The following is a 24,445-nucleotide window of genomic DNA, read 5'->3' on the forward strand; positions in this document are numbered from 1 at the left end:
GAGGACTTTCCTCCAGTGCAATAGGAGGAAAGAACATGATTAGAAAAAGTAATTTAAAACAAACCAAGGACCAAGAACTAAAAAAATTAGCCCTGCTTTCAGAACGGGAACTGATGATGGAATTAAGAACGTCCATCAACGGCTTGACTGAAGCAGATGCCAAAGAAAGATTAGAAGAATACGGCGCCAATGTCGTTTCTGCGCAAAAACCAGTACCAGCTGTGCTTTTATTTTTAAAAGCTTTTAACGATCCCTTTGTGTTCGTATTAGTTTTATTGGCAATTGTCTCTTTAGCCACTGGTGATATTGAAGCGGCCGTTGTGATGGGGATTATGATTTTAGCCAGTGTCATTATTACCTTTATTCAGGAATATCGTTCGCAAAAGGCCAGCCAAGAGCTAAAAGAATTAATTGAAAATACTTCAGCCGTTACCAGAGACAGCAGCACCAGAGAAATTCCAATGGATGAAATTGTGCCAGGGGATTTGATTACCTTAGCCACCGGCGATATGATTCCCGCCGATGCAGTCTTAATTTGGACCAAGGATTTATTTGTCAATCAATCCTCTCTGACCGGAGAATCCATGCCGGTGGAAAAATTTGTCGATGCCAAGCTGACAGAAACTGATGAGCTTTCAGCATTGGATATGCAAGACTTAGTCTTCATGGGAACCGACGTCCTCAGTGGTCAAGGCAAAGCCATTATTTTAAAAACTGGCCAAAATACTTTCTTTGGAGACATTGCCAAAAGTGCGACTTCCCAACGGGGCAAAACTAGTTTTGATGTTGGGCTAACAAAAATTTCAAAATTGCTACTGCGAATGGTCATGATTTTATTTCCAATTGTCTTTTTGATTAACGGATTGACCAAAGGCAATTGGGGTGACGCCTTCTTCTTTGCGATTGCCGTGGCCGTTGGACTGACACCTGAAATGCTGCCCATGATTGTCACCAGCAACTTAGCCAAAGGTGCTTTAAGCTTGTCTAAACATCAAGTAATTGTAAAAGAGCTGGCTTCAATGCAAAATCTCGGCAGCATGGATGTGCTGTGTACTGATAAGACTGGCACGATTACCGAAGATCGGGTAGTCTTGGTCCAACATTTAGATCCGACTGGTCAACCAAATGATCAAGTCTTAAATTTAGCCTTTTTAAATTCCCATTATCAAACCGGTTGGAAAAATTTAATGGACATTGCCGTGATTAATTATTTTGAAGACGGCAAACGCCAATTGCCTTATCAAGATGTCGTAAAAATTGATGAAATTCCCTTTGATTTTTCCCGGCGCCGCTTGACAGTTGTGGTGAAGGCTGACGATCATCAAATTATGATTACGAAAGGGGCCGTTGAAGAGATGGAGGGCATTTGTAGCTTCGTCGAAATTGACGGTGAAAGACTACCTTTAACCGAAGAACGCAAAGCGACGATGCGCCAATTAAATCGTGAAATGAATGAACAAGGCATGCGGGTAATTACCGTCGCTATTAGACGAGATGCCCACACAGATGCCATTTATAACGTCGGCGACGAAGCCGACATGACTTTAATTGGGTTTATGGGCTTTTTAGATCCCGCTAAAGAATCCGCAATCACTGCTATCAAGTCTTTACATGAACACGGCGTAAACGTTAAAGTGTTAACCGGCGACAATGACATCGTTGCAAAAAAAGTCTGCCGTGATGTTGGCATCGAAGTCGATACTGTGGTCCTTGGCTCGCAAATTGATGAAGCCAGTGATGAAGAAATGAAAACAATCGTTGAATCTGCGAACTTATTTGCGAAATTAAACCCAATGCAAAAATCCCGCATCATAGAAAATCTGCAAAACAATGGTCACACTGTTGGCTTTATGGGAGATGGTATCAATGATGCACCGGCTTTAAGAAAAGCCGATGTCGGTATCTCTGTGGATACCGCCGCCGATATTACCAAAGATGCTAGCTCGATTATTCTGTTAGAAAAAAGTTTGAATGTGTTGGAGGCCGGCGTGATTGAAGGCCGCAAAGTGTTCAGCAATATGATGAAATATATTAAAATTACCATCAGCTCAAATTTTGGCAATGTCTTTTCTATTTTAGTTGCCAGCGCCTTTCTACCATTTCTACCAATGTTGTCGATTCAATTACTAGTCCAAAACTTAATTTATGACATGACACAACTGACCATTCCCTGGGATAATGTTGATGAAGAAGAATTGGCGAAGCCAGTCCGTTGGCAAATTAACGGTCTACTGAAATTTACTGTTTGTATCGGCCCAGTCAGTTCGATTTTTGATATTTTGACCTTCTTGATTATGTGGAATATCTTTGGCGCCAATTCATTGGCTACGCAAGGTATCTTCCAAGCCGGTTGGTTTATGGTGGGCTTAGTCAGCCAAACCTTGGTTGTTCAAATGGTCCGCACAAAAAAAATCCCGTTTATTCAAAGTATGGCGGCACCGCAAGTTTTAATCAGCAGTGCTATCGGTATTTTAATCGGTTTAGGTATTATTTTAATCGCACCAATTCGTGAAATTTTTGAATTCAGCCCATTACCTGCTAGCTATTGGCCATGGTTTATCGGAATTATTATCGCCTATCTAATTACCGTTGAGTTTGCCAAAAGAATTTACATCCATTTAACTAAAGAGTGGCTTTAAAAATTTGAAGCTGTGAGACATATCTTATACAGAAGTAATGTCTGAGATGATTTAATAGTTTTTGTTAAATCGTCTTCGGTAAAACTATTTCTGAATCAACTTGTCTCACAGCTTTTTTGTGGTAACCATGAAGTGCTCATACAAAGAAGAGAAGCCTTTTTAAGAAAACCTGCAATCTGTTATCAAATAAAAGTAATACAGAAGCTTTTCCTTGATTTGGCAACCTTAAAAAGAATACACCGATTGAAACTGTATTATTTTTGGCGAAGACAGTGTTTAAAATTTTATCCGAAAGGCGCTTGCAAAAAAGCGAAAAGGGTTACAATGTGAAATAATTCACTTTTAAGTCTTAATTTTAAAGGCTTTCTAAAAGTGAAAAAAATCGCAAAAAGGAAGCTTATTGCTTGTGTTTATTTTCTAAAGATGGTAGTTTTATATCGAAAGCGAAAATAAATAGTACAGATTATTGTGCTGTTTCATTCGCGGTTTAGGATTTTTTATTACAGAGAGGAATGTGTGACAAAATGGCAAAGAAGCAAACAGCTATTGATTTTAAAAAATTGCTCAAAGAAGTCAATGCAGATTTTCCAACTTTCCAAATTTTGGATAAAGAAGGGAAAATCGTCAACGAAGCAGCAGTTCCAGATTTATCTGATGATGAGTTAGTGGAATTGATGAGTCAAATGGTTTGGGCACGGGTCTTAGACCAACGTTCAACTGCATTAAACCGTCAAGGTCGTCTTGGTTTCTACGCTCCAACAGCTGGTCAAGAAGCCAGCCAACTTGCAAGTAATTTTGCAATGGAAAAAGAAGATTATTTATTCCCAGGCTACCGTGATGTCCCTCAATTAATTCAACATGGTTTACCTTTAAGCCAAGCTTTCTTATGGTCTCGTGGCCATGTAGCTGGTAACTTATATCCTGAAACATTGACAGCAATGCCACCACAAATCATTATCGGTGCGCAATATGTTCAAGCAGCCGGCGTAGCTTTAGGCTTGAAAAAACGTGGCAGCAAAAATGTTGTCTTCACTTATACAGGTGATGGCGGTTCTTCTCAAGGTGATTTCTATGAAGGCATTAACTTTGCCGGAAGTTTCCATGGTAATGCTGTCTTCTTTATTCAAAATAATGGTTTTGCTATTTCAACTCCAAGAGAAGTGCAAACGGCAGCTGAAACATTAGCACAAAAAGCAGCTGCTGCTGGGATTCCAGGAATTCAAGTGGACGGAATGGATCCATTGGCAGTTTATGCTGTAACAAAAGCTGCTCGTGAATGGGCTGCTGCTGGAAATGGTCCTGTCTTAATTGAAACCTTAACTTATCGTTATGGTCCACATACTTTATCAGGTGATGATCCAACCCGTTACCGTTCTAAAGAAATGGACGATGAATGGCAACAAAAAGATCCTTTGATTCGTTTCCGTAACTACTTAACTGAAAAAGGTTTGTGGAGCGAAGCAAAAGAAGAAGAAATTATTGAAAAAACAAAAGAAGAAATTAAAGATGCGATTGCTGAAGCTGATAAAGCACCGAAGCAAAAAGTTTCAGATTTCTTAAAAAATATGTTTGAAGTTCAACCACAAAGCATTAAAGAACAAATTGCAATTTACGAAGCGAAGGAGTCGAAATAATCATGGCACAAAAAACAATGATTCAAGCTATTACAGATGCCCTAGCTGCTGAACTGGAAAATGATTCAGAAGTTTTAGTCTTCGGTGAAGACGTTGGTAAAAACGGTGGAGTTTTCCGGGCAACAGAAGGTTTACAAGCTAAATTTGGTGAAGATAAAGTTTTCGATACACCGTTAGCTGAATCTGGTATCGGCGGATTAGCTTTTGGTTTAGCTCTAACAGGTTACCGTCCAGTTCCTGAAATTCAATTCTTCGGTTTCGTATTTGAAGTTATGGATGAAATCGTTGGTCAAATGGCTCGTACTCGCTACCGTATGGGTGGCACTCGTCAATTGCCAATCACCATTCGTGCGCCATTTGGTGGCGGTGTGCATACACCTGAATTACACTCAGATAATCTAGAAGGTTTGATTGCACAATCTCCTGGTATCCGTGTTGTTATCCCATCAAATCCTTACGATGCTAAAGGATTACTAATTTCTGCCATCCGCAGCAATGATCCAGTTGTTTATTTGGAACATATGAAGTTATATCGTTCGTTCCGTGAGGAAGTGCCAGATGAAGCTTACGAAGTGCCTTTAGACAAAGCAGCAGTTACCCGTGAAGGAACTGATATCACAGTTGTCACTTATGGGGCAATGGTTCGTGAAGCAGTCAAAGCAGCCGATAATTTAGCGAAAGAAAATATCAGCGTTGAAATTATTGATTTAAGAACAGTCGCACCTCTAGACGTTGAAACAATCATCAAATCAGTTGAAAAAACCAATCGGGTGGTTGTCGTTCAAGAAGCGCAAAAACAAGCTGGTGTAGCTGCTCAAGTTGTTTCTGAAATTTCTGAAAGAGCGATTCTTTCATTGGAAGCACCAATTGGTCGGGTATCTGCTCCTGATACTATCTTCCCATTCGGTCAAGCTGAAAATATCTGGTTGCCAAACGCAAAAGATATCGAAGATAAAGTCAAAGAAATCGCAAACTTTTAATCAGACAGAAGGGAAGAAATAAAAAATGGCTTTTCAATTTAAATTACCTGACATTGGTGAAGGGATTGCTGAAGGCGAAATCGTCAAATGGTTCGTTAAACCCGGCGATACAATCAATGAAGATGATACTTTATTAGAAGTACAAAATGATAAATCAGTAGAAGAAATTCCTTCTCCTGTAACCGGAACGGTTAAAAATATTATCGTTCCTGAAGGCACTGTAGCCAATGTCGGTGACGTTTTAGTCGAAATCGACGCACCTGGCTTTGAAGGCAATGAAGGCGACAGTGGGGTTGCGGCTGAATCACAAACACCTGCTAGCCCAGCTGCAGAACCTGTTGCAGCAGCACCAGCTGCTGACGGCGGCGTTTATCAATTCAAATTACCAGATATTGGTGAAGGAATTGCGGAAGGCGAAATCGTTAAGTGGTTCGTCAAAGCTGGCGACACAATTAACGAAGATGATACTTTACTAGAAGTTCAAAATGATAAATCAGTAGAAGAAATTCCTTCTCCTGTAACTGGAACTGTTAAAAATATTGTTGTTCCAGAAGGTACTGTGGCCAATGTAGGTGATGTCTTAGTTGAAATCGATGCACCGGGACATAATTCTGCACCAGCTGCTGCTCCAAGTACACCAGCGGCACCGGCTGCCAAAGCTGAAACAGCTCAAACGGCTGCACCAAGCAGTAATGGTGTAATGGCAGTTTCTGATCCAAACAAACAAATTTTGGCAATGCCATCTGTTCGTCAATTTGCAAGAGAAAACAATGTCGATATTTCATTAGTTTCAGCAAGTGGCAAAGGCGGACGCATTACAAAAGAAGACGTACAAGCATTTATTTCTGGTGGCGGTCAAGCGCAAGCTCCAGCAGCTACTGAAGCTCCTGCTCAAGCAGAAGCAACAACTGCTAGTGCTCCAGCTGCGAAACCACAAGCCTTCACTTCAACTCAAGGTGATTTAGAAGAACGAGTTGCCTTAACGCCAACTCGTAAAGCAATTGCTAAAGCAATGGTAACTTCTAAACATACTGCACCTCACGTTACAATGTTTGGTGAGATTGAAGTCTCTAAATTGTGGGATCACCGTAAGAAATTTAAAGATGTTGCTTTAGAAAACGGCACAAAATTAACCTTCTTGCCATACGTTGTCAAAGCTTTAGTAGCAACAGCTAAAAAATTCCCAATCTTGAATGCATCAATTGATGACGCAAAACAAGAAATTGTTTACAAACACTACTACAATATCGGTATCGCAACAGATACAGATAATGGTTTGTATGTACCAAACATTAAAAATGCGGATAACAAGAGCATGTTCCAAATTGCAGATGAAATCAGTGAAAAAGCCCAATTAGCTCATGATGGCAAATTAACTGGACCTGACATGCGTGATGGTTCAATCACAATTAGTAACGTTGGTTCTGTTGGTGGCGGCTGGTTTACACCAGTTATCAATTACCCAGAAGTAGCTATCTTAGGAGTCGGTACAATTGCGCAAACTCCAGTTGTTAATGCAGATGGCGAAATTGTTGTTGGCCGCATGATGAAATTATCATTGAGCTTTGACCACCGAATTGTTGATGGTGCGACTGCTCAAAAAGCCTTGAACAATATCTTACGTTTATTAGCTGACCCAGAACTATTATTGATGGAAGGATGATTAAAAAATGGTAGTAGGAGATTTTGCCATTGAATTAGATACAGTTGTCATCGGATCAGGCCCTGGCGGATATGTTGCCGCTATCCGGGCTGCTGAAATGGGACAAAAAGTTGCAATTGTGGAGAGAGAATTTATCGGTGGCGTTTGTCTAAACGTTGGCTGTATTCCTTCAAAAGCTTTAATTGCCGCTGGTCACCATTACCAAGATTCTTTAGACTCAGATATTTTCGGAGTTTCTGCAGAAGGCGTTAAGCTAGACTTTGCAAAAACACAAGACTGGAAACAAAATAAAGTCGTGAACACCTTAACTTCTGGTGTTGGCATGTTATTAAAGAAACATAAAGTTGAAATTTTGATGGGGGAAGCTTTCTTCGTTGATGATCATACTTTACGAGTGATTCACCCAGATTCAGCTCAAACTTATGAATTTAATAATGCGATTGTCGCAACTGGCTCTCGTCCAATTGAAATTCCTGGCTTTAAATTTGGTGGTCGCGTTTTAGATTCAACAGGCGGTTTGAACTTGCCTGAAGTTCCTAAAAAATTCGTCATTATCGGTGGCGGCGTTATCGGCGCTGAACTTGGTGGCGCTTATGCCAACCTTGGTGCTGAAGTGACAATCATTGAAGGAACTCCTTCAATTTTACCAACTTATGAAAAAGATATGGTTAAAATTGTGACGGATGACTTTAAGAAAAAAGGTGTTACAGTTGTGACCTCTGCAATGGCTAAAGAAGCTATTGACAATGGCGACAGCGTAACTGTTAAATACGAAGTTGACGGCAAAGAAGAATCTGTCACTGCTGACTATGTAATGGTTACAGTTGGTCGTCGTCCTAACACTGATGACTTAGGTTTGGAACAAGCTGGTGTTGAAGTCGGTGAACGCGGCTTAATCAAAGTTGATAACCAAGGTCGTACCAATATTTCAAATATCTTTGCCATTGGCGATATCGTACCAGGTGCTGCATTGGCTCACAAAGCCTCTTATGAAGCAAAAATTGCTGCTGAAGCAATTTCTGGTAAAAAAGTTGCTGTTGATTACAAAGCAATGCCGGCAGTTGCCTTCACTGATCCAGAATTAGCTTCTGTCGGAATGACTGTTGCTGATGCAAAAGCGGCTGGTATCGAAGCAAAAGGTTTTAAATTCCCATTTGCTGGAAATGGTCGGGCTATTTCATTAAACAAAATGGAAGGCTTCCTGCGTCTTGTCACAACTGTTGACGGCAATGTTGTTATCGGTGCTCAAATTGCCGGTGTTGGTGCCAGCGATATGATTTCTGAATTGGCTTTAGCGGTTGAATCAGGCATGAACGCTGAAGATATTGCTCTAACAATCCATCCTCATCCATCCTTGGGTGAAATTACTATGGATGCTTCTGAGTTGGCATTAGGTTTACCAATTCATATTTAATAGCATTTTGTCACACAAAAAAACCGGGTCGCCATACCCGGTTTTTTATTTTGCACTTATTCTAATTCGTTGACAATCACGGTTGCATTGTAGCCAATATAAATATTGGTTTTCAGTCCCGTATCTGCATCGATGTATTCTAAGCGACCGTCGCCATAACTAATATCAAACTTACCAGTCTCAGAGTAAATCACTGAACCATCGGCGTTATAGACTAAGATTTCTCGGTTCAACCCATCATTAAGACTCGATTCGAGATTTTTCTGCCATCTCTTACCGCCAGCTGTCCCAAATACCAAAAATAAAATGAGTGCCACAATCGCCACTAAAATAATTATTGAGCCCATTAGCACTTTGCGGTTTTTGTTTGCTCGCATGTGAATCCCCCCTTATAAAAAGAGTGTACCATGAAACCTTTATTTTCTGTCAAAACTGCAGCTTTTTTTCTTGTTGAAAAAAATTTCTTCTATTAATATAGAAGAGAAGGTTCCAGAAAAAGCGAAAATGAGGAGATTCTATGAAAAAATTATACATCAAACAAAAAGTTTTCAGCCTCGGCGAACAATTCACCGTCAAAGATGAAGCTGCTAATGATCGCTACTTTGTCAAAGGTAGCTTTATGAAAATTCCGAAAGAGTTTCACATTACTGATACTCAAGGAAAAGAAGTCGGCGTCATTACCAAAAAAGTCGTGAGTCTGCTACCGAAGTTTTTTGTTACCGTCGGCTCACAAGAAGTAGTCATTGAAAAGAAATTAAGTTTTTTAAAGGCTAAGTATGACATTAGTGGAGAAAATTTAACCATCCAAGGTGATATTTGGAATATGAACTTCAGTATGATGCAAAAGGGGACTGAAGTAGCAACTGTCAATAAGAAATGGGTCAGCTGGGGTGATTCCTATGAGGTGACCATTCTTAAAGAAGACTTAGAGGAATTAATTATTTGCTTTGTAGTAGCTTTGGATTACGTAAAATCTGAAGAAAATAATAACAATAACGTCAGTAACAACAATTAAAAAAGCCGCCTCTCAGCTGAAGACAGCTAAGAAGCGACAGTGGACTACTTATGTTTCATTTTTCGTTTATTGCATTTCAATCGTTAAGGCGCCTGTTTGAACTTTACCGGCCGCTTTCATCAAGCGATAAACGACATAGGTGATAGCTCCTGATAAGAAGACACCAATCCCGATATAAACGATAAAGCCAGTTGTATCATTGGCTAAAAGATTCAAAGGTGCAATCAGTGAGTTCAAACCTAAGCCAGCCAATTGATAACCAACCCGCAGATTCATAACAACTGTGGCAATTGGAGCGCAAATCGCAGCTGAAATAAACGGCGGAATCACTAGCTGCGGATTTTTCGTTAAATTGGCAAATTGAACTTTCGGGGTAATCAAGCCTTGAGCAATATTGGCGCCAACTTTATTTTCTTTAAAAGACATGACGGTAAAACCAACGAATTGAGCGGTGCAACCGATTAAGGCTGCGGCTGACGATGTTGGATCTAGTTGTAGGGCAATCGCTAGAGCTGCTGAAGAAGCTGGTGTCATTAACAGAGCGCTCCAAGCAACTGAAATGACAATTGATCCAATAATCGGCGAAATTGTAATAGAGTTGGCCATAAATTGACTCAATGCTAACATTAACGGTGTGGTGACATAGGCTAAGCCAACGCCCGCTAAACCACCGACAAAAAGACTACCGAAGGGCACCAAAACCATATCTAATGGTGTTTTTCCTGTTAACCATTTTCCAACAAGGGCTGCAATTAGCCCAGCTAACACTGCACTAATAGGCTGACCAGTTGTGAAAATTCCAAAACCAGAGGCTTGTGTGGCAACTTGCCCGGTCACAGCGACAGCGTCTGCACTTGTTTGCGAAAATAAAACCGCATTGCTGCCGACAGTTGCGGCAATCATTGAACTGAAGACAACTAATGTGTTGGTTCCTAATTGAAAAGCAATGCCTGCACCAAAGGCAGGAGCCAGTAATAATTGCGCAATTGTACCAATATTGTTGAAGGCGACAATTCCTGTAAAATCGCCAATCGTATCAAATAATAACCCAATCCCTAGAGCAACCAACACAGCATTAGAAATTCCTAATGAAACCTTGTACACATAATCTTTTATTGTTAGTTTTGTTTTTGTTTCCATCATTCTTACTCCTTAATTAAAACGACTTTGAGAATTTTCAGAAAATTCTATTTTCCGAGTATAGTGCAGACATTATGGATGGTCAAAGAATTTGCTCATTTTTCCCACATTTTATTTTGTAAAAAGAATTTAACGAAACGAGGTGCTCTATGGAGGACTATCAATACCCTTTAGATTTAGATTGGCAAACAGCAGAAATGGTGACAGTTATTGACTTGTGGCAGGCTGTTGAACTTGCTTATGAAAAAGGCATAGAAAATGAGCTCTTTTTAATGAAGTATCAAAAATTTAAGCGGGTTGTACCAAGCATCGGTGAGGAAAAAAAATTAGGTCGAGAATTTGAAGGCGAGTCTGGTTATTCGCTGTATCGAACCGTGCAAGCAGCCAAAAAAAATTCGCAAAAAATTTTAAGAATGAAGGGAACTCGTTAAATGACACCATCTGTAAAAGAAATCTCTACTTGGTTAAAAGAAGCTGGCGCTACGATTAAGACATCTTTGACCGCTGAATTAACAATCCAAGAAAAAAGTGATCGCAAGGATTTAGTGACCAATATGGACAAGGCGACACAACGCTTTCTAATTGATAAAATAGCGGCTGTTGATTCTTCAGCAACATTTTTGGCTGAAGAAGAAGGTTACTCCGATCAATCAATAAAAAAAGGCCGTGTCTATGTCATTGATCCGATTGATGGCACCTTAAATTTTGTTTTAGAAAAAGAAAATTTTTGTATCATGTTAGCTATTTTTGAAGAAGGTGTCGGTCAATTAGGCTTCATTTATGATGTAATGAAGGAAGAATTGTATTGGGGTGGGCCGGAAGTCGGTGTCTATTGCAATGATCGCCAAATAAAAAAGGTAGCCGATTTAAAACTGACTGAAGGTTTAGTCGGAATGAATGCCTATATGTATGCCCATAATCGCTTCAATGCTTATGACATTGGCGAGGCTAGCATGGGGGTGAGAGTCAGCGGCTGTGCCGGCATTGAGATGATTGCCATGCTAAAGGGGACGCATCATTCTTATGTGTCGAACCTTTCACCATGGGATTATGCTGCCGGGATTGTGTTGTTGTCCGTTTTTGGCTTTAAATATTCCAATGCAGATGGAACGCCTGTTAAATTTTCACAGCGGGAACCGTTTATTATTGCAACGCCAGCTTGTTATGAGGATATTTTTAATTTGATGGCAGAGAAAAAAGTATAAAAAAGCTGTAAAAATGATTTTATGGAAGTTTTCGGAAACTTTCTACTATATTTCATAGTTTCTTTCTGGTATAATAAGCAGTCGAGTCAAGTTTTATAATTTAAAGGGGACAAAAAAATTGAATTTAAGAAATGATATCCGCAATGTTGCGATTATTGCCCACGTTGACCATGGTAAAACGACTTTGGTTGATGAACTATTGAAACAATCCCAAACGTTAGATTCCCATACCCAATTACAAGAACGTGCAATGGATTCCAACGCCTTAGAAAAAGAGCGGGGAATTACCATTCTTGCCAAAAATACAGCTGTTGATTACAACGATACCCGTATCAATATCATGGACACTCCTGGACATGCCGATTTCGGTGGTGAAGTGGAACGGATCATGAAGATGGTTGACGGTGTGTTATTAGTTGTCGATGCTTATGAAGGAACCATGCCACAAACTCGTTTTGTTTTGAAAAAAGCATTGGAACAACATTTAACACCAATTGTTGTCGTAAATAAAATTGACAAACCTTCTGCTCGTCCAGAACATGTGGTCGATGAGGTATTAGAATTATTCATCGAATTAGGCGCTGATGATGATCAATTGGACTTTCCAGTGATTTATGCTTCAGCAATCAACGGCACTTCTAGCTTGTCAGATAATCCAGAAGACCAAGAAGCCAGCATGGCACCAGTCTTTGATACAATTATTGAACATATTCCTGCGCCAGTTGACAATAGCGATGAACCATTGCAATTCCAAGTTTCTCTATTGGATTACAACGACTACGTTGGCCGTATCGGAATTGGCCGCGTCTTCCGTGGTCAAATTAAAGTTGGCGACCAAGTTGCTTTGCTTAAGTTAGATGGTACAGTCAAAAAGTTCCGAGTGACTAAATTATTTGGTTTCTTCGGTTTACAGCGTTTAGAAATTCAAGAGGCCAAAGCCGGCGACTTGATTGCAATTTCTGGGATGGAAGACATCTTTGTTGGTGAAACAGTGACACCGATTGACCATCAGGATGGCCTACCGATTTTACACATTGACGAACCAACTTTACAAATGACTTTCTTGGTAAACAACTCACCATTTGCCGGTCGTGAAGGTAAATTCGTGACTGCTCGTAAAATTGAAGAACGTTTGATGGCCCAATTACAAACAGACGTTTCTTTAAGAGTTGAACCAACTGGCCCAGATCAATGGATCGTTTCCGGTCGTGGCGAATTACATTTATCCATTTTAATTGAAAACATGCGTCGTGAAGGTTATGAATTACAAGTTTCCCGTCCGCAAGTTATTGAAAGAGAAATTGACGGTGTTAAATGTGAACCATTTGAACGGGTGCAAATTGACACACCTGAAGAATACATGGGCTCTGTGATTGAATCTCTAGGTCTGCGTAAAGGCGAAATGCAAGATATGATTCACACTGGCAATGGTCAAGTTAGAATTATTTTCTTAGCACCGGCTCGTGGCTTACTTGGTTTCACTACTGAATTTTTATCAATGACTCGTGGTTATGGTATTATGCACCACACCTTCGACCAGTATTTACCAATGATTCAAGCGCAAATCGGCGGCCGCCATCAAGGTGCGTTGGTTTCAATTGACCAAGGTAAAGCGACAACTTACTCAATTATGAGTATTGAAGAACGGGGAACCGTTTTTGTTGAACCAGGTACAGAAGTTTATGAAGGTATGATTGTTGGTGAAAATGCCCGTGACAATGACTTAACTGTTAACATCACTAAAGCAAAACAAATGACTAATGTGCGTTCTGCTAACAAAGACCAAACTTCTGTCATTAAGCGTCCGAAGATTTTAACCTTAGAAGAATCATTAGAATTTCTAAATGATGACGAATATTGCGAAGTGACACCTGAAAGCATTCGTTTAAGAAAACATATCTTAAACAAAAATGAACGGGAAAAAGCTTCTAAAAAGAAAAAAGTTGCTCAATAAACTATTTTTAAAACAATCCTGGCAGTTGATTAACTGTTTGGATTGTTTTTTTACAAAAAATGCAAACGCTTCAAAGGCGAACTGTGGAAAAGAATAACTTAAAAAGATTGTAGCACCAATCTTTTTCTTTTTAGCTAAACGAAAAACCTATTATTAAGTTTCACAAAACGCCGATGTTTCACAAAAGAAAAATCTTTTTAAAAATTTAACCAAGTCTTTAGAAGCCGTTGTTATAAGTTTTTCTAAGTATATCACTGCAAAAGAGCGAATTATTTTCCTAGTTGTTGTGCTATAATGTGTTATTAAGATAGGAGGTAGAAGCTGATGGATAATATTTCTTCAGATTACGCTGTTGAGCTGTTATTGGAAGATGCCGAACGGATTAAAATGTTAATTCGCAATCAGAATAATAGGTTATGTATTGCTCAGTGCAAAGCCTTCGAGGAAGTCGTTGATACACAGATGTACGGCTTTTCCCGGCAAGTCACCTATGCAATTCGTTTAGGAATTGTGACCCGAGAGCATGGCAATCAGTTAATGAGCGATTTAGAACGCGAATTAAATCAATTATATAATGAAGTGTATGAGGAAACCCAAGACAAGGTTGACTTAGGTAAGGAGGGTTAATACTTGTCTAAGATTAAAAAGCGCCATTTTTTAGATTATGGTATCTTGATTCCTTATATTATTCTATGTGTTTTAGGATTATTAATGGTTTACAGTACCACATCAATTTCAACTTCAGCAGAGAGTGCTGCCAGTGCTTCAGATGCTCTTAAACAGCTGGCTTTTTGGATCATCAGTTTAGTTGCGATTTTCTTTATCTATCGCTTGAAAATTGATGTGTTGAAAAATCAGCGGATGATTATTTTAGCGATTGCCGTGATGGTTTTTCTATTAGTTCTAGTATTGTTTATGGACCCGGTAAACGGTGCCCGTGGTTGGATCACCATACCCGGAGGATTGGGAACTATTCAGCCGGCGGAGTATTTTAAAGTAGTGGTCATTTGGTATTTGGCTTTTGTCTTATCCAGAAGACAGGAGATGATTCAAAAGGATTTTAAACAATCGATTAACCGACCACTTTTGATGCTCGGGGCGTTAACTTTATTGATTGTCATTCAACCAGACTTAGGAAATACCGCCATCATCGTGTTACTGATGATGATTATGGTTTTAGCCAGCGGAATAAACTATTGGTATTCGATTATCATCGGCCTCGGGGGAATTCTCGCTAGTGTAGGTGTCATTCAATTTGTTTTGCATTTCGGGGAAAATATTATTCCTCAACGCTGGCAATATGTCTATGACCGTTTTGCCATTTTCTCTAATCCTTTTGTCGATGACTTAAATACAGGTCATCAGCTGGCTAATGGCTATTACGCCATGTTTAACGGCGGACTTTTTGGTCTAGGCTTAGGAAATAGTATTCAAAAACGAGGCTTTTTAAGTGAAGCTCAAACCGATTATATCTTTGCCATTTTGATGGAAGAGTTAGGCCTAATCGTCGCCTTATTAGTCTTGGCACTGCTTATTTTTATGATTGCTCGAATTTTATTAGTAGGAATCCGTGCCCGCAGTCCCTTCAATTCTTTGATGTGTATCGGAATTGCCAGCTTGTTTATCATTCAAATTTTTATTAACCTTGGCGGCATCAGCGGTATTATTCCACTGACTGGGATTACGTTCCCATTTATCAGTCAAGGGGGATCTAGTTTATTATGTCTGTCAATTTGTGTCGGCATTGCCTTAAATATTAGTGCAGATGAAAAACGCCAACGCTTTATGGAAGACATTCAACAGCAAGCAATTGCTGTGAAATAAAATGAAGCTTGTTATAATTTTGAAGGAGTGATCTGATGAAAAAAGTTCTTGTTGCAAACCGTGGTGAAATTGCGATTCGTGTTTTTCGGGCCTGTACGGAATTACAAATTCAAACGGTGGGGATTTACGCAGCAGAGGATGAATACTCGGTTCATCGTTTTAAAGCCGATGAAGCCTATTTGGTGGGCGTTGGCCACAAACCGATTGATGCCTACTTGGATATTGAAGATATTATTCGCATAGCCAAAATGAGCGGAGCAGATGCCATCCATCCGGGATATGGATTGTTATCGGAAAATATTGACTTCGCCAGACGTTGTCAAGAAGAGGGCCTAACTTTTGTTGGCCCGACGCTGCATCAGCTGGATATTTTTGGTGATAAAATTAAAGCCAAAGAAGCGGCGATTGCAGCTGGAATTGCTTCAATCCCAGGAACTGATGGTCCGGTGGCTGATATTTCTGAAGTGCTGGATTTTGCCAACACCCACGGCTATCCAATTATGATTAAAGCTGCATTAGGCGGCGGCGGTCGTGGTATGCGGGTGGGCCTTGACGAAAAAGGGGCCAAAGAAGGCTACGAGCGGGCGAAAAGTGAAGCAAAGGCGGCTTTTGGTAGCGATGAAGTCTATGTTGAAAAATATATCGGCAATCCCAAACATATCGAAGTTCAAATTTTAGGGGACACACACGGGAATGTGCTGCACTTATTTGAACGGGATTGTTCTGTTCAACGTCGCCATCAAAAAGTTGTCGAGGTAGCTCCCTGTGTATCCTTAACGCCAACTCAAAGAACAGCGATTTGTGATGCTGCCGTTCAGTTAATGAAACATGTCGGCTATGTCAATGCCGGCACCGTTGAATTTTTAGTTGAAGGTGATCACTTCTATTTTATTGAAGTCAATCCGCGGGTCCAAGTGGAACATACCATTACCGAGATGATTACGGATATTGATATTGTCACCAGTCAACTGCAAATTGCTCAAGGCAAAGATTTGCATAAGGAAATTGGATTACCGAAACAAGACGAGATAAAAATTAAAGGGGCAGCGATTCAGTGCCGGATTACCACGGAAGACCCCTTAAATAATTTTATGCCGGATACTGGAAAAATTGATACCTATCGTTCACCAGGCGGCTTTGGTGTTCGTTTAGATGTCGGCAATGCTTATTCTGGTGCTGTTGTAACACCTTTCTTTGATTCTTTATTGGTGAAGGTTTGTACCCACGGGCATTCTCTAGAAGACGCCATTCAAAAAATGCGTCGTTGCTTAGTTGAGTTTCGCATTCGTGGTGTCAAAACCAATATTCCTTTCCTGCAAAAAGTGATTATGCATCCAACTTTTAGAAGCGGCGATGCAAAGACCACTTTCATTGATAACTCTCCGGAATTATTCCAATTCCCTCGGTTGCGAGACCGAGGCAACAAGACGATGAAGTATATTGGTGAAATTACCATCAATGGATTTCCGGGAATTGAAAAAACTACTAAAAAATATTTTGATCAACCGCGGATTCCAACTGATTTGGTGTTAAAAGAAAATTATCAAACCGCCAAAAATATCTTAGATCAACAAGGTGCTGACGCAGTTGTCACTTGGGTCAAAGAGCAGCCAAACTTATTATTGACGGACACAACCTTCAGAGATGCCCATCAAAGTTTATTGGCAACCCGGGTTAGAACGCAGGACTTTAAAGAAATCAGCAGCTTGACCGAACAAGCTTTACCAGAATTATTTTCAAGTGAAATGTGGGGTGGAGCAACCTTTGATGTCGCTTATCGCTTCTTAAATGAAAATCCCTGGGAGCGGCTGCGGATTATCCGTAAATTGATGCCAAATACATTGCTGCAAATGCTCTTTAGAGGTTCAAATGCTGTTGGTTATTCCAACTATCCAGATAATGTGTTAGTCGAATTTATCAATGAAGCAGCGAAGCAAGGAATTGATGTTTTCCGTATTTTTGATAGCTTAAACTGGCTGCCGCAGATGGAAAAAAGTATTCAAGCTGTTCGTGACACCGGCAAAATTGCTGAGGCCGCCATTTGTTACACTGGCGATTTATTAGATCCTCAAAGAGCAAAATACAATGTTACCTACTATAAAGAGATGGCTAAAGATTTACAAGGCATGGGAGCTCATATAATTGCGATTAAGGATATGGCAGGCTTATTAAAACCACAAGCCGCTTATCGCTTAATTAGCGAACTGAAAGCGACCGTCGATGTGCCTATCCATCTTCATACTCATGATACAAGTGGAAACGGCATTATGACTTATGCCGAAGCCGTTAATGCTGGAGTTGATATTGTTGATGTGGCTATGAGTTCTATGAGCGGTGCTACGAGTCAGCCGAGTATGAGTAGTCTTTATTACGCTTTAGCTTACGGCGAACGTGCACCAGAAATCAACATTCAAAATACCCAAAAATTAAATCATTATTGGGAAGATGTGCGCCAGTATTATGCGCCGTTTGAAAATGGTTTAAATGCTCCACAAACAGAAGTTTATCTCCATGAAATGCCCGGTGGACAATATTCCAATTTACAGCAACAGGCTAAAGCAGTTGGGCTTGGTGCTAAGTGGGATGAAATCAAGGAAATGTATCATACAGTAAATTTGATGTTTGGTGACATTGTCAAAGTGACGCCTTCTTCAAAGGTCGTCGGTGATATGGCATTATTTATGGTGCAAAATCAGTTGAGTGAAGCAGACATTTATGAAAAAGGGGAGGAGCTTAGCTTCCCAGATTCTGTGGTCACCTTTTTCCAAGGGGCTTTAGGTCAGCCAACTGGCGGATTTCCTGAAAAACTACAACGGATTATTTTGAAGGGCCGTCCAGCCTTCACGCAACGTCCTGGAGAATTAGCTGAACCTGTTTCCTTTGAGCAGGTGAAAAAGGAATTACAGGAAAAAATCGGCTTTGAACCGAAACAAGAAGAAATTTTAAGTTACTTGATGTATCCACAGGTCTTTTTGGATTATCAAACTTCTTATAGTAATTTTGGAGATGTAACACTTTTAGATACGCCGACCTTCTTCCACGGCATGCGCTTAGGGGAATCTGTACCGGTCACTATCGAGCAAGGGAAGACCCTGATTATTCGTCTAGATGAAATCGGCGAACCAGACATCGAAGGCAATCGGACACTCTTCTTTAATTTGAATGGTCAGCGTCGAGAAATTGTCATCAAAGACCGTTCAATCGTCAGCTCCGTTCAAACGAAACGCAAAGCGGAACCAACTAATAAAGAACAAATTGGTGCCACCATGTCAGGCTCGGTCTTAGAGGTTCTTGTTAAAAAAGGAGCCCTTGTTCAAAAGGGTGACACCTTGATGGTTACAGAAGCCATGAAGATGGAAACAGCTATCGAAGCCCGCTTCGACGGTGAAGTCAAGCATATTTATGTAGCAAATGGCGAAGCGATTGCTTCCGGTGATTTATTGATTGAAATAACAGAAAAATAGTAAAAGTAAAGGGGGAAAAAGATGAAAAAGTTTTTAGGATTTTTAGCAATTTTTGCCGTAGTCTTGATTGCTTTTTATCTGGAACCCGTCTTTTTCCCACCTGACTTAGCTAGTCCAACAGACGAAGCAGTCGATACTTTACCCTATAATCAATCCCTTAGTTATGAAACGATTCCAACTGAGGGATTTGCTATTTATCTCAATCAAGGGATTAGCCGCTTAAATGAAGAATTTGGAGCGCCGATTGCCGCACAGGATACAGGCTTTGGATATAGCATTGCTACGTACGAAGATCCAGTTAGAAACATTTTCATTGAGGCCAACATTAAAAATGATACGGTGATGGCAATTAAAGTTGCTGGAGATTCTAGCGACCGAATTGCGCCTTTTCATTTTGGAATGGATTTAACTGATTTGACCTCAGTAACGACCTTATTTTCAAATTTTGATTTTGATTATAATGAACAACCAGTGTCAGTCGAACTTTCTGAAGAAGATATGAATTATCGGCCGCTAGTAGCCTTTGATAATGATACCTTTGCCATTTTATTTTTTGGTCAGCAAAATGGCCAGCTGTACGGGATGGCCTATCTCAATCAAGAAATGCTTTTGCAAATTATGCCTTACCAGTGGAATAGCGAGCCGCTTACTGGCTATCAGACGGCTGAACTAGCTGATGAGCAATGGGCGGCTATTGATACAGCCAACAGTGCTCGGGGCATAAGTTTGGTAAATTATCTGCGAAATTTAGAAAAATTGAGCAGCTATCAAACGGACGGCTTACTCTATGAACAAACGAGCCAATTGGCGGCGCAACTAAAACTGCAGCCGGAAACCTTATTAGAGGATGCTGCACTGCGGGAATGGCAGGAATTGCAACCAGGCGTTCCTTACCTGCAGCAACAGCTATTAAATCAAAGTGATTTTTTAGAAACTAGCATCACTTCCGAACAATGGCTATTAGCAGCGAAGCCTGTTCCGGATGTAACCTTTAGCATCCTCAATTGGTACAGTGATCCTTATCTTCACAATCATTTTATCGGTGAAGATGAATCATTAGCGATTGCATTTAATCAAGAAGATATGGTAGTCTTATTACAGCAACAAATCGAGACGAAGGTTAGTGATAGCAGTGATTATTAATGAAGAATTATTTGCTTTAGAAGATCAATGCGACAAACTTGTCGCTGAACTTTTAAAGAGCCCTCTATATGATAGTTATCTACAAAATAAAAGCCAGCTGGCCAATCAAGACACTCAAGCGTTATTGCTGGATTTTCAGCAGAAGAAAAATGCTTTTGATAAAATTGCCGATTATGGAATTTATGCGCCCGATTACCGGGAAAAAAATCGCGTGCTTAGAAAGAGCAAGCGGGCCCTTGATTTAAATCCGGAGGTCGCTGACTTTCGAGAAGCCGAAACCGCTTTTCAAGGTGCTTTAGATGAGATTTGTTTGGCGGTGGCCAGTCATATTTCAAAAAATATTAAAGTGGATGCCGGCAATCCCTTCTTTGAAGGCGGCAGTCACGCAGGTTGTGGAGGTAATTGTCATGCCAGTTGAAAATGAAACGCATGAAACAATCGAAATAGTTGAACCAAAATTTGAAGTTCAAAAACGGCGAGGGTTAATTGTCTGGGTTTACAGCTTTAAACAGTTAAAAAATCTCAAACGTTTTGGCTTGGTACATTATTTATCGCGAAGAATGAAATATGTCTTGCTTTATGTCAACGAAGAGGAAGTAACAGACATCAAAGAACGCATTGAAAAATTACATTTTGTCCGCAGTGTCGAGCCATCTTATCGGCCGGATGTAGAAATGAATTTTGCTGAAAAAATCGGTACCAGAGCCGCCTATCAAATGGATGATGATGAAGGCTTTGAAGTGGAAGAGTTAAGTACAGAAATACGCCTGGCAGAAGGCGTATAAAACGGGGATGAAAGGACTTGAGTATCTCAGGTGTTTTTCATCCTTTTTCATGTTAAGATATTGAAGTAAGTTTGCAGGAGGTTAAGATGCGAGTAGTAGCAGGAGAGTATCGGGGAAGGCGCTTGAAAGCCTTAAGCGGCGACAACACTCGCCCCACAACTGATAAAGTCAAGGAATCCATTTTCAATATGATTGGGCCTTATTTTGATGGCGGTCAGGTTTTGGATCTATACGCCGGTAGTGGCGGATTGGGAATTGAAGCCATCTCTCGGGGAATGGACGAAGCTTATTTAGTTGATAAAAATTTTCAAGCTCTTAAGATTATTCGAGAAAATATAGCCATCACTAAAGAACCGCAAAAATTTCAAGTTATCAAACGGGATGCCGATCAAGCGTTAGCTGAATTTAAGACCGATAATTTGGCTTTTGATTTAATTTTATTAGATCCACCTTACGCTAAGCAAAAAATTGCTCAGCAGATGACGTACATAGTTGAAAATAATTTATTAGCCCCAGGTGGTCTGATTGTCTGTGAAACAGATAAAACAGTTGAATTAGAACCAGTTGCCGGCCTCAGCGAAAATCGCCGTCAAACCTATGGGATTACGGCTGTGACTATTTTTAGAAAAGAGGTTGAAGAATGAAAAAAATTGCATTGTTTCCTGGTAGTTTTGACCCTTTAACAAATGGTCATGTAGACACCATCCGCCGAGGTGCATTGATTTTTGATGAAGTGATTGTTGGGGTTTTTGTCAATACGACTAAAAAAAGTTTTTTTACCCCTGAAGAAAAACTGCAGTTAACTAGTGCGGCATTAGCGGACTTTCAAAATGTCCGAGTAATCGCTCAGAGTCGTCAGCTGACAGTTGATTCAGCTAAGGAATTAGGCGCAAATTTCTTGCTGCGGGGTATTCGTAGCGTCAAAGATTATGAATATGAGCGGGACATTGCCGCAATTAATAAGCATCTTTCTAGCGAATTAGAGACAGTTATTTTACTGTCCTCAGAAGAATACGCCCATATCAGCTCCAGTATGTTAAAAGAAGTGATTCAATTTGGTGGAAATGTTGAAAAATATCTACCGCCAGTAATCAATCAAGCAATTCAAAGAAAGCGAACTGAAGAAGCATGACAGAAAAGAATAACACGTTAAAAAATTTTTTCAAAAAAAAGCAAGTCAAAATTGGTTCATTCGTCCTTTTATTTTTATTAGCCCTAGCCTTTGTGGGCTTGCCGTTGCCATATTACGTCCAATCACCGGGTTCAACCATTGATTTAAAATCAATGGTTACCATAAATGGCGAAGAAGACACGGAAGAGGGCTCATTTTCATTAACCTCCGTCGCTTATCGACGTGCGACACCGGTCCTCTTACTTTGGGCTCAATTTAATGAGTTTGCAGACGTGGAGTCGGTCCAAGAAATGCGGGGAGATGCCAGCTCAGAAGAGTATAATCAAATGCAGCAATATTTAATGACAGCGGCAAAAAACAGCGCCATCCAAGAGGCTTTCAATTTAGCGGGAGTCGAGTACACGTTTGCCTATAAAGGAATTTATGTGATGAGTGTGCAGGACAGCTCGAATTTTTATGGTGACTTAGCAGTTGGCGACACGATTACTCAAGCTGATGGACAAACCTTTGCAAGTCAAGAGGATTTTATGGCCTATGTAAAAGCCAAAAATATCGGGGACGACTTAACCATCACTTATTATCACGATGGCGAGGAGCGGACCGCCACCGAGGAATTGATTACTTTGTCAGCGGAAGATGGCACAGAAACTGCTGGGATCGGCATTACACTTGTCGAAGATACTGAATTGGAATCAGATACGACTGTTGAAATTGACACGGGCTCAATCGGCGGACCCTCAGCCGGTTTGATGTTTACGTTAGAAATTTATGATCAATTGACAGAAGGGGATTTACGCCACGGCCAGCAAATTGCTGGTACAGGCACAATTGATAGTGAAGGGAATGTTGGTCAAATTGGTGGTATTGACAAAAAAGTTGTCAGTGCTAGCCAAAGTGGTGCCGCTGTTTTCTTTGCTCCAACAGATGGCGAGGATTATGAAGATGCCGTAGCCGCTGCAAAAAAAATTGGCACGGATATGGAAATCGTACCGGTAACAACTGTCCAAGATGCTCTTGATTACTTAAATGGTTTAACAGATTAAACAAAACTGCTCATCAATGCTTGCCTAGCAAGAGGTTGATGAGCAGTTTTGTTATTTTTTGTATTCTATTAACTAGTTTACATAATATAAATATTCATCACTTAAGGATGTAAATTTCTAAAAAATTCGGCATAAGGACCGGAATCACCAAGGGCCCCCTGTAATAAAAGAATGATCAAGAGAACCAACAAACAAAAGGGGCCAATCGTAAAGACTGTGAATATTATTTTGTAGGCCAAACTGGTATTGCTAAAAATATAGTCAAAAAGGGTTTCCCGCTGAACTTTTTTCGAGACAGGAACTAAATTTAACAAAGGAATTTTTTGCAGATTGTCTTGAAACACTTGAGCATCTTCTTCGCTTAATATCTCTTGGAAAATTTGCTGGCCAGCTTGAAAGTCCAAAATATAATACGTCATTTTTTGCCGTTTGGGTTTCTTCTGCCAATCAAAGTAACGTAGCTCATAGGGTGCTAATTTTATTTGTTTGATGTCCGCATAGGGATGGCTAAAATAACTATCTTCTTCTAAAAAATCAATAATCGTTAAAAAAATCAGCCGCTGATTTGTGAAAATTAACAAGCGATTGCCACGGGTATCATGGAATATGGCGACATATTCTTTGCTGATGTCTTTTCTGGCATAAGCAAGACCAGCCCAACCGCTGCTGGCAACCACAGAGTTTCTATCATTTCCTAATGGCAGGTAGGCTTGAATCGTTTCTTCTGGTGCTAAAAGCTCCTCTATGCGACTTAGGACTTTTTGTAAAAAGATATACTGTTTTGTTCGTTTTTTTAATCCATCCAGGGAGCTACTGCTTGTTTCATTTAGTTTGTTTGCACCTACATCCTGCATCAATTTACGATAGGTTAGCTTCATTTTGTAGGACCTCCTTTAATCGTTTGCGTCCTCGAGAAAGGCGATTGTAAATAGTCTCGATACTCAAATCTAGGCTTGCTGCAATGTCAGTCGGCGCCTCTTGATAGTAGTAGCGCTGTAAAAAAATCAATTGGTCTTCAGTATTCAAGCAAGCAATTAAATCGAGAAAATTTTCCTTTAGAAAAGGCGCTCCTTCATCGTAAAGTAAAGCTGAGTCTTCAATAGACAAAACTGGCTCAACTTTTCTTAGGCGCACCAACTTTCTTTTAATGTCCAATGCAACATGTTTACTTATCTGAACTAACCAGGTTGAAAACTGTGATTTTTCTGGATTGTAAGCAGCAATATTTTGCCAAATCTTGAAAAAGGTCTCATTTTCAGCTTCCTTTTGATAGAAAAATTCTTCTGGCTGATTCAAAATATTATGGATACTCCAAAGAATGAGCCGGCCATAGCGATCAATTAATTGGTCGAGGGCTGCGTAATCCTCTTGCAATAAACCATTGATAATTTCTTCATCAGACATTCAGCT

At 40.1% G+C, this 24,445-nt stretch carries 22 protein-coding genes; 18 read left to right on the forward strand and 4 right to left on the reverse strand.

Annotated features, from left to right (window positions below; all coding sequences use genetic code 11):
• Positions 1 to 35: 35 nt before the first annotated feature.
• The 5 genes from mgtA to lpdA all read left to right on the forward strand — a co-directional run bounded on the left by mgtA (position 36) and on the right by lpdA (position 8,330).
• Positions 36 to 2,639 carry a magnesium-translocating P-type ATPase gene (mgtA, locus tag ORH16_RS06750; protein WP_265457385.1) on the forward strand — a complete coding sequence of 868 codons (2,604 nt, stop codon included), beginning with the start codon at positions 36 to 38 and terminating at the stop codon, positions 2,637 to 2,639.
• 524 nt (positions 2,640 to 3,163) lie between these two features.
• On the forward strand, positions 3,164 to 4,273 hold the full coding sequence (gene pdhA, locus ORH16_RS06755; protein ID WP_265457386.1) for a pyruvate dehydrogenase (acetyl-transferring) E1 component subunit alpha: 1,110 nt from the start codon (positions 3,164 to 3,166) through the stop codon (positions 4,271 to 4,273).
• A gap of 2 nt (positions 4,274 to 4,275) precedes the next feature.
• Positions 4,276 to 5,253 carry an alpha-ketoacid dehydrogenase subunit beta gene (locus ORH16_RS06760; RefSeq protein WP_265457388.1) on the forward strand — a complete coding sequence of 326 codons (978 nt, stop codon included), beginning with the start codon at positions 4,276 to 4,278 and terminating at the stop codon, positions 5,251 to 5,253.
• 25 nt (positions 5,254 to 5,278) lie between these two features.
• Entirely contained in the window at positions 5,279 to 6,916 is a 1,638-nt protein-coding gene (locus tag ORH16_RS06765) for a dihydrolipoyllysine-residue acetyltransferase (protein ID WP_265457390.1), read from the forward strand.
• 7 nt (positions 6,917 to 6,923) lie between these two features.
• On the forward strand, positions 6,924 to 8,330 hold the full coding sequence (lpdA, locus tag ORH16_RS06770) for a dihydrolipoyl dehydrogenase (RefSeq protein ID WP_265457392.1): 1,407 nt from the start codon (positions 6,924 to 6,926) through the stop codon (positions 8,328 to 8,330).
• A gap of 56 nt (positions 8,331 to 8,386) precedes the next feature.
• Here lpdA and ORH16_RS06775 read toward each other — a convergent pair whose 3' ends face one another.
• A complete protein-coding gene (locus ORH16_RS06775; RefSeq protein ID WP_265457394.1) occupies positions 8,387 to 8,707 on the reverse strand; it encodes a hypothetical protein in 321 nt (106 codons plus the stop codon).
• A gap of 140 nt (positions 8,708 to 8,847) precedes the next feature.
• Between ORH16_RS06775 and ORH16_RS06780 the strand changes: the two genes are divergently transcribed.
• On the forward strand, positions 8,848 to 9,345 hold the full coding sequence (locus tag ORH16_RS06780) for an LURP-one-related/scramblase family protein (protein WP_265457396.1): 498 nt from the start codon (positions 8,848 to 8,850) through the stop codon (positions 9,343 to 9,345).
• A 66-nt stretch (positions 9,346 to 9,411) separates the two neighbouring features.
• Here the strand turns inward: ORH16_RS06780 and ORH16_RS06785 are convergent, their stop codons facing one another.
• Positions 9,412 to 10,485, reverse strand: a complete 1,074-nt coding sequence (locus tag ORH16_RS06785) for a PTS transporter subunit IIC (protein ID WP_265457398.1) — start codon at positions 10,483 to 10,485, stop codon at positions 9,412 to 9,414.
• A gap of 149 nt (positions 10,486 to 10,634) precedes the next feature.
• On the opposite strand from ORH16_RS06785, the gene ORH16_RS06790 reads away from it, so the two are divergent.
• The 12 genes from ORH16_RS06790 to ORH16_RS06845 all read left to right on the forward strand — a co-directional run bounded on the left by ORH16_RS06790 (position 10,635) and on the right by ORH16_RS06845 (position 23,035).
• Entirely contained in the window at positions 10,635 to 10,916 is a 282-nt protein-coding gene (locus tag ORH16_RS06790; RefSeq protein ID WP_265457400.1) for a UPF0223 family protein, read from the forward strand.
• Positions 10,917 to 11,690 (forward strand): inositol monophosphatase family protein, encoded by a 774-nt coding sequence (locus ORH16_RS06795; protein WP_265457402.1) that lies wholly within the window; start codon positions 10,917 to 10,919, stop codon positions 11,688 to 11,690.
• 118 nt (positions 11,691 to 11,808) lie between these two features.
• Positions 11,809 to 13,644: a translational GTPase TypA gene (gene typA, locus ORH16_RS06800; protein WP_265457404.1), complete on the forward strand. Its 1,836-nt coding sequence runs from the start codon at positions 11,809 to 11,811 to the stop codon at positions 13,642 to 13,644.
• A gap of 324 nt (positions 13,645 to 13,968) precedes the next feature.
• Positions 13,969 to 14,271, forward strand: coding sequence for a YlaN family protein (locus tag ORH16_RS06805; RefSeq protein ID WP_265457406.1), 303 nt, complete (start codon positions 13,969 to 13,971; stop codon positions 14,269 to 14,271).
• 3 nt (positions 14,272 to 14,274) lie between these two features.
• Positions 14,275 to 15,468 carry an FtsW/RodA/SpoVE family cell cycle protein gene (locus ORH16_RS06810; protein ID WP_265457408.1) on the forward strand — a complete coding sequence of 398 codons (1,194 nt, stop codon included), beginning with the start codon at positions 14,275 to 14,277 and terminating at the stop codon, positions 15,466 to 15,468.
• Between the two features lie 35 nt (positions 15,469 to 15,503).
• Entirely contained in the window at positions 15,504 to 18,932 is a 3,429-nt protein-coding gene (locus ORH16_RS06815) for a pyruvate carboxylase (protein WP_265457410.1), read from the forward strand.
• 21 nt (positions 18,933 to 18,953) lie between these two features.
• The gene (locus ORH16_RS06820) at positions 18,954 to 20,075 is read left to right on the forward strand and encodes a CAP-associated domain-containing protein (RefSeq protein WP_265457412.1); all 1,122 of its coding nucleotides are present in this window, start codon (positions 18,954 to 18,956) and stop codon (positions 20,073 to 20,075) included.
• A complete protein-coding gene (locus ORH16_RS06825) occupies positions 20,065 to 20,493 on the forward strand; it encodes a YlbF family regulator (protein ID WP_265457778.1) in 429 nt (142 codons plus the stop codon). Before ORH16_RS06820 ends, ORH16_RS06825 begins: the two co-directional genes overlap by 11 nt.
• Positions 20,483 to 20,860, forward strand: a complete 378-nt coding sequence (locus ORH16_RS06830; RefSeq protein WP_416207841.1) for a YlbG family protein — start codon at positions 20,483 to 20,485, stop codon at positions 20,858 to 20,860. The genes ORH16_RS06825 and ORH16_RS06830 overlap by 11 nt, the downstream gene beginning before the upstream one ends.
• An 86-nt stretch (positions 20,861 to 20,946) precedes the next feature.
• Positions 20,947 to 21,504, forward strand: a complete 558-nt coding sequence (gene rsmD / locus ORH16_RS06835) for a 16S rRNA (guanine(966)-N(2))-methyltransferase RsmD (RefSeq protein WP_265457414.1) — start codon at positions 20,947 to 20,949, stop codon at positions 21,502 to 21,504.
• Positions 21,501 to 21,992, forward strand: a complete 492-nt coding sequence (gene coaD, locus ORH16_RS06840; protein ID WP_265457416.1) for a pantetheine-phosphate adenylyltransferase — start codon at positions 21,501 to 21,503, stop codon at positions 21,990 to 21,992. Before rsmD ends, coaD begins: the two co-directional genes overlap by 4 nt.
• Positions 21,989 to 23,035 (forward strand): SepM family pheromone-processing serine protease, encoded by a 1,047-nt coding sequence (locus tag ORH16_RS06845; protein ID WP_265457418.1) that lies wholly within the window; start codon positions 21,989 to 21,991, stop codon positions 23,033 to 23,035. Before coaD ends, ORH16_RS06845 begins: the two co-directional genes overlap by 4 nt.
• A gap of 101 nt (positions 23,036 to 23,136) precedes the next feature.
• Here the strand turns inward: ORH16_RS06845 and ORH16_RS06850 are convergent, their stop codons facing one another.
• Together ORH16_RS06850 and ORH16_RS06855 are read right to left on the reverse strand one after the other, a co-directional pair.
• Positions 23,137 to 23,913, reverse strand: a complete 777-nt coding sequence (locus ORH16_RS06850; protein ID WP_265457420.1) for a hypothetical protein — start codon at positions 23,911 to 23,913, stop codon at positions 23,137 to 23,139.
• Entirely contained in the window at positions 23,894 to 24,439 is a 546-nt protein-coding gene (locus ORH16_RS06855; RefSeq protein WP_265457422.1) for a sigma-70 family RNA polymerase sigma factor, read from the reverse strand. Before ORH16_RS06855 ends, ORH16_RS06850 begins: the two co-directional genes overlap by 20 nt.
• Positions 24,440 to 24,445: the final 6 nt, after the last annotated feature.

It is taken from the genome of Enterococcus sp. HY326 (assembly GCF_026157065.1).
Taxonomy (GTDB): Bacteria; Bacillota; Bacilli; order Lactobacillales; family Enterococcaceae; genus HY326.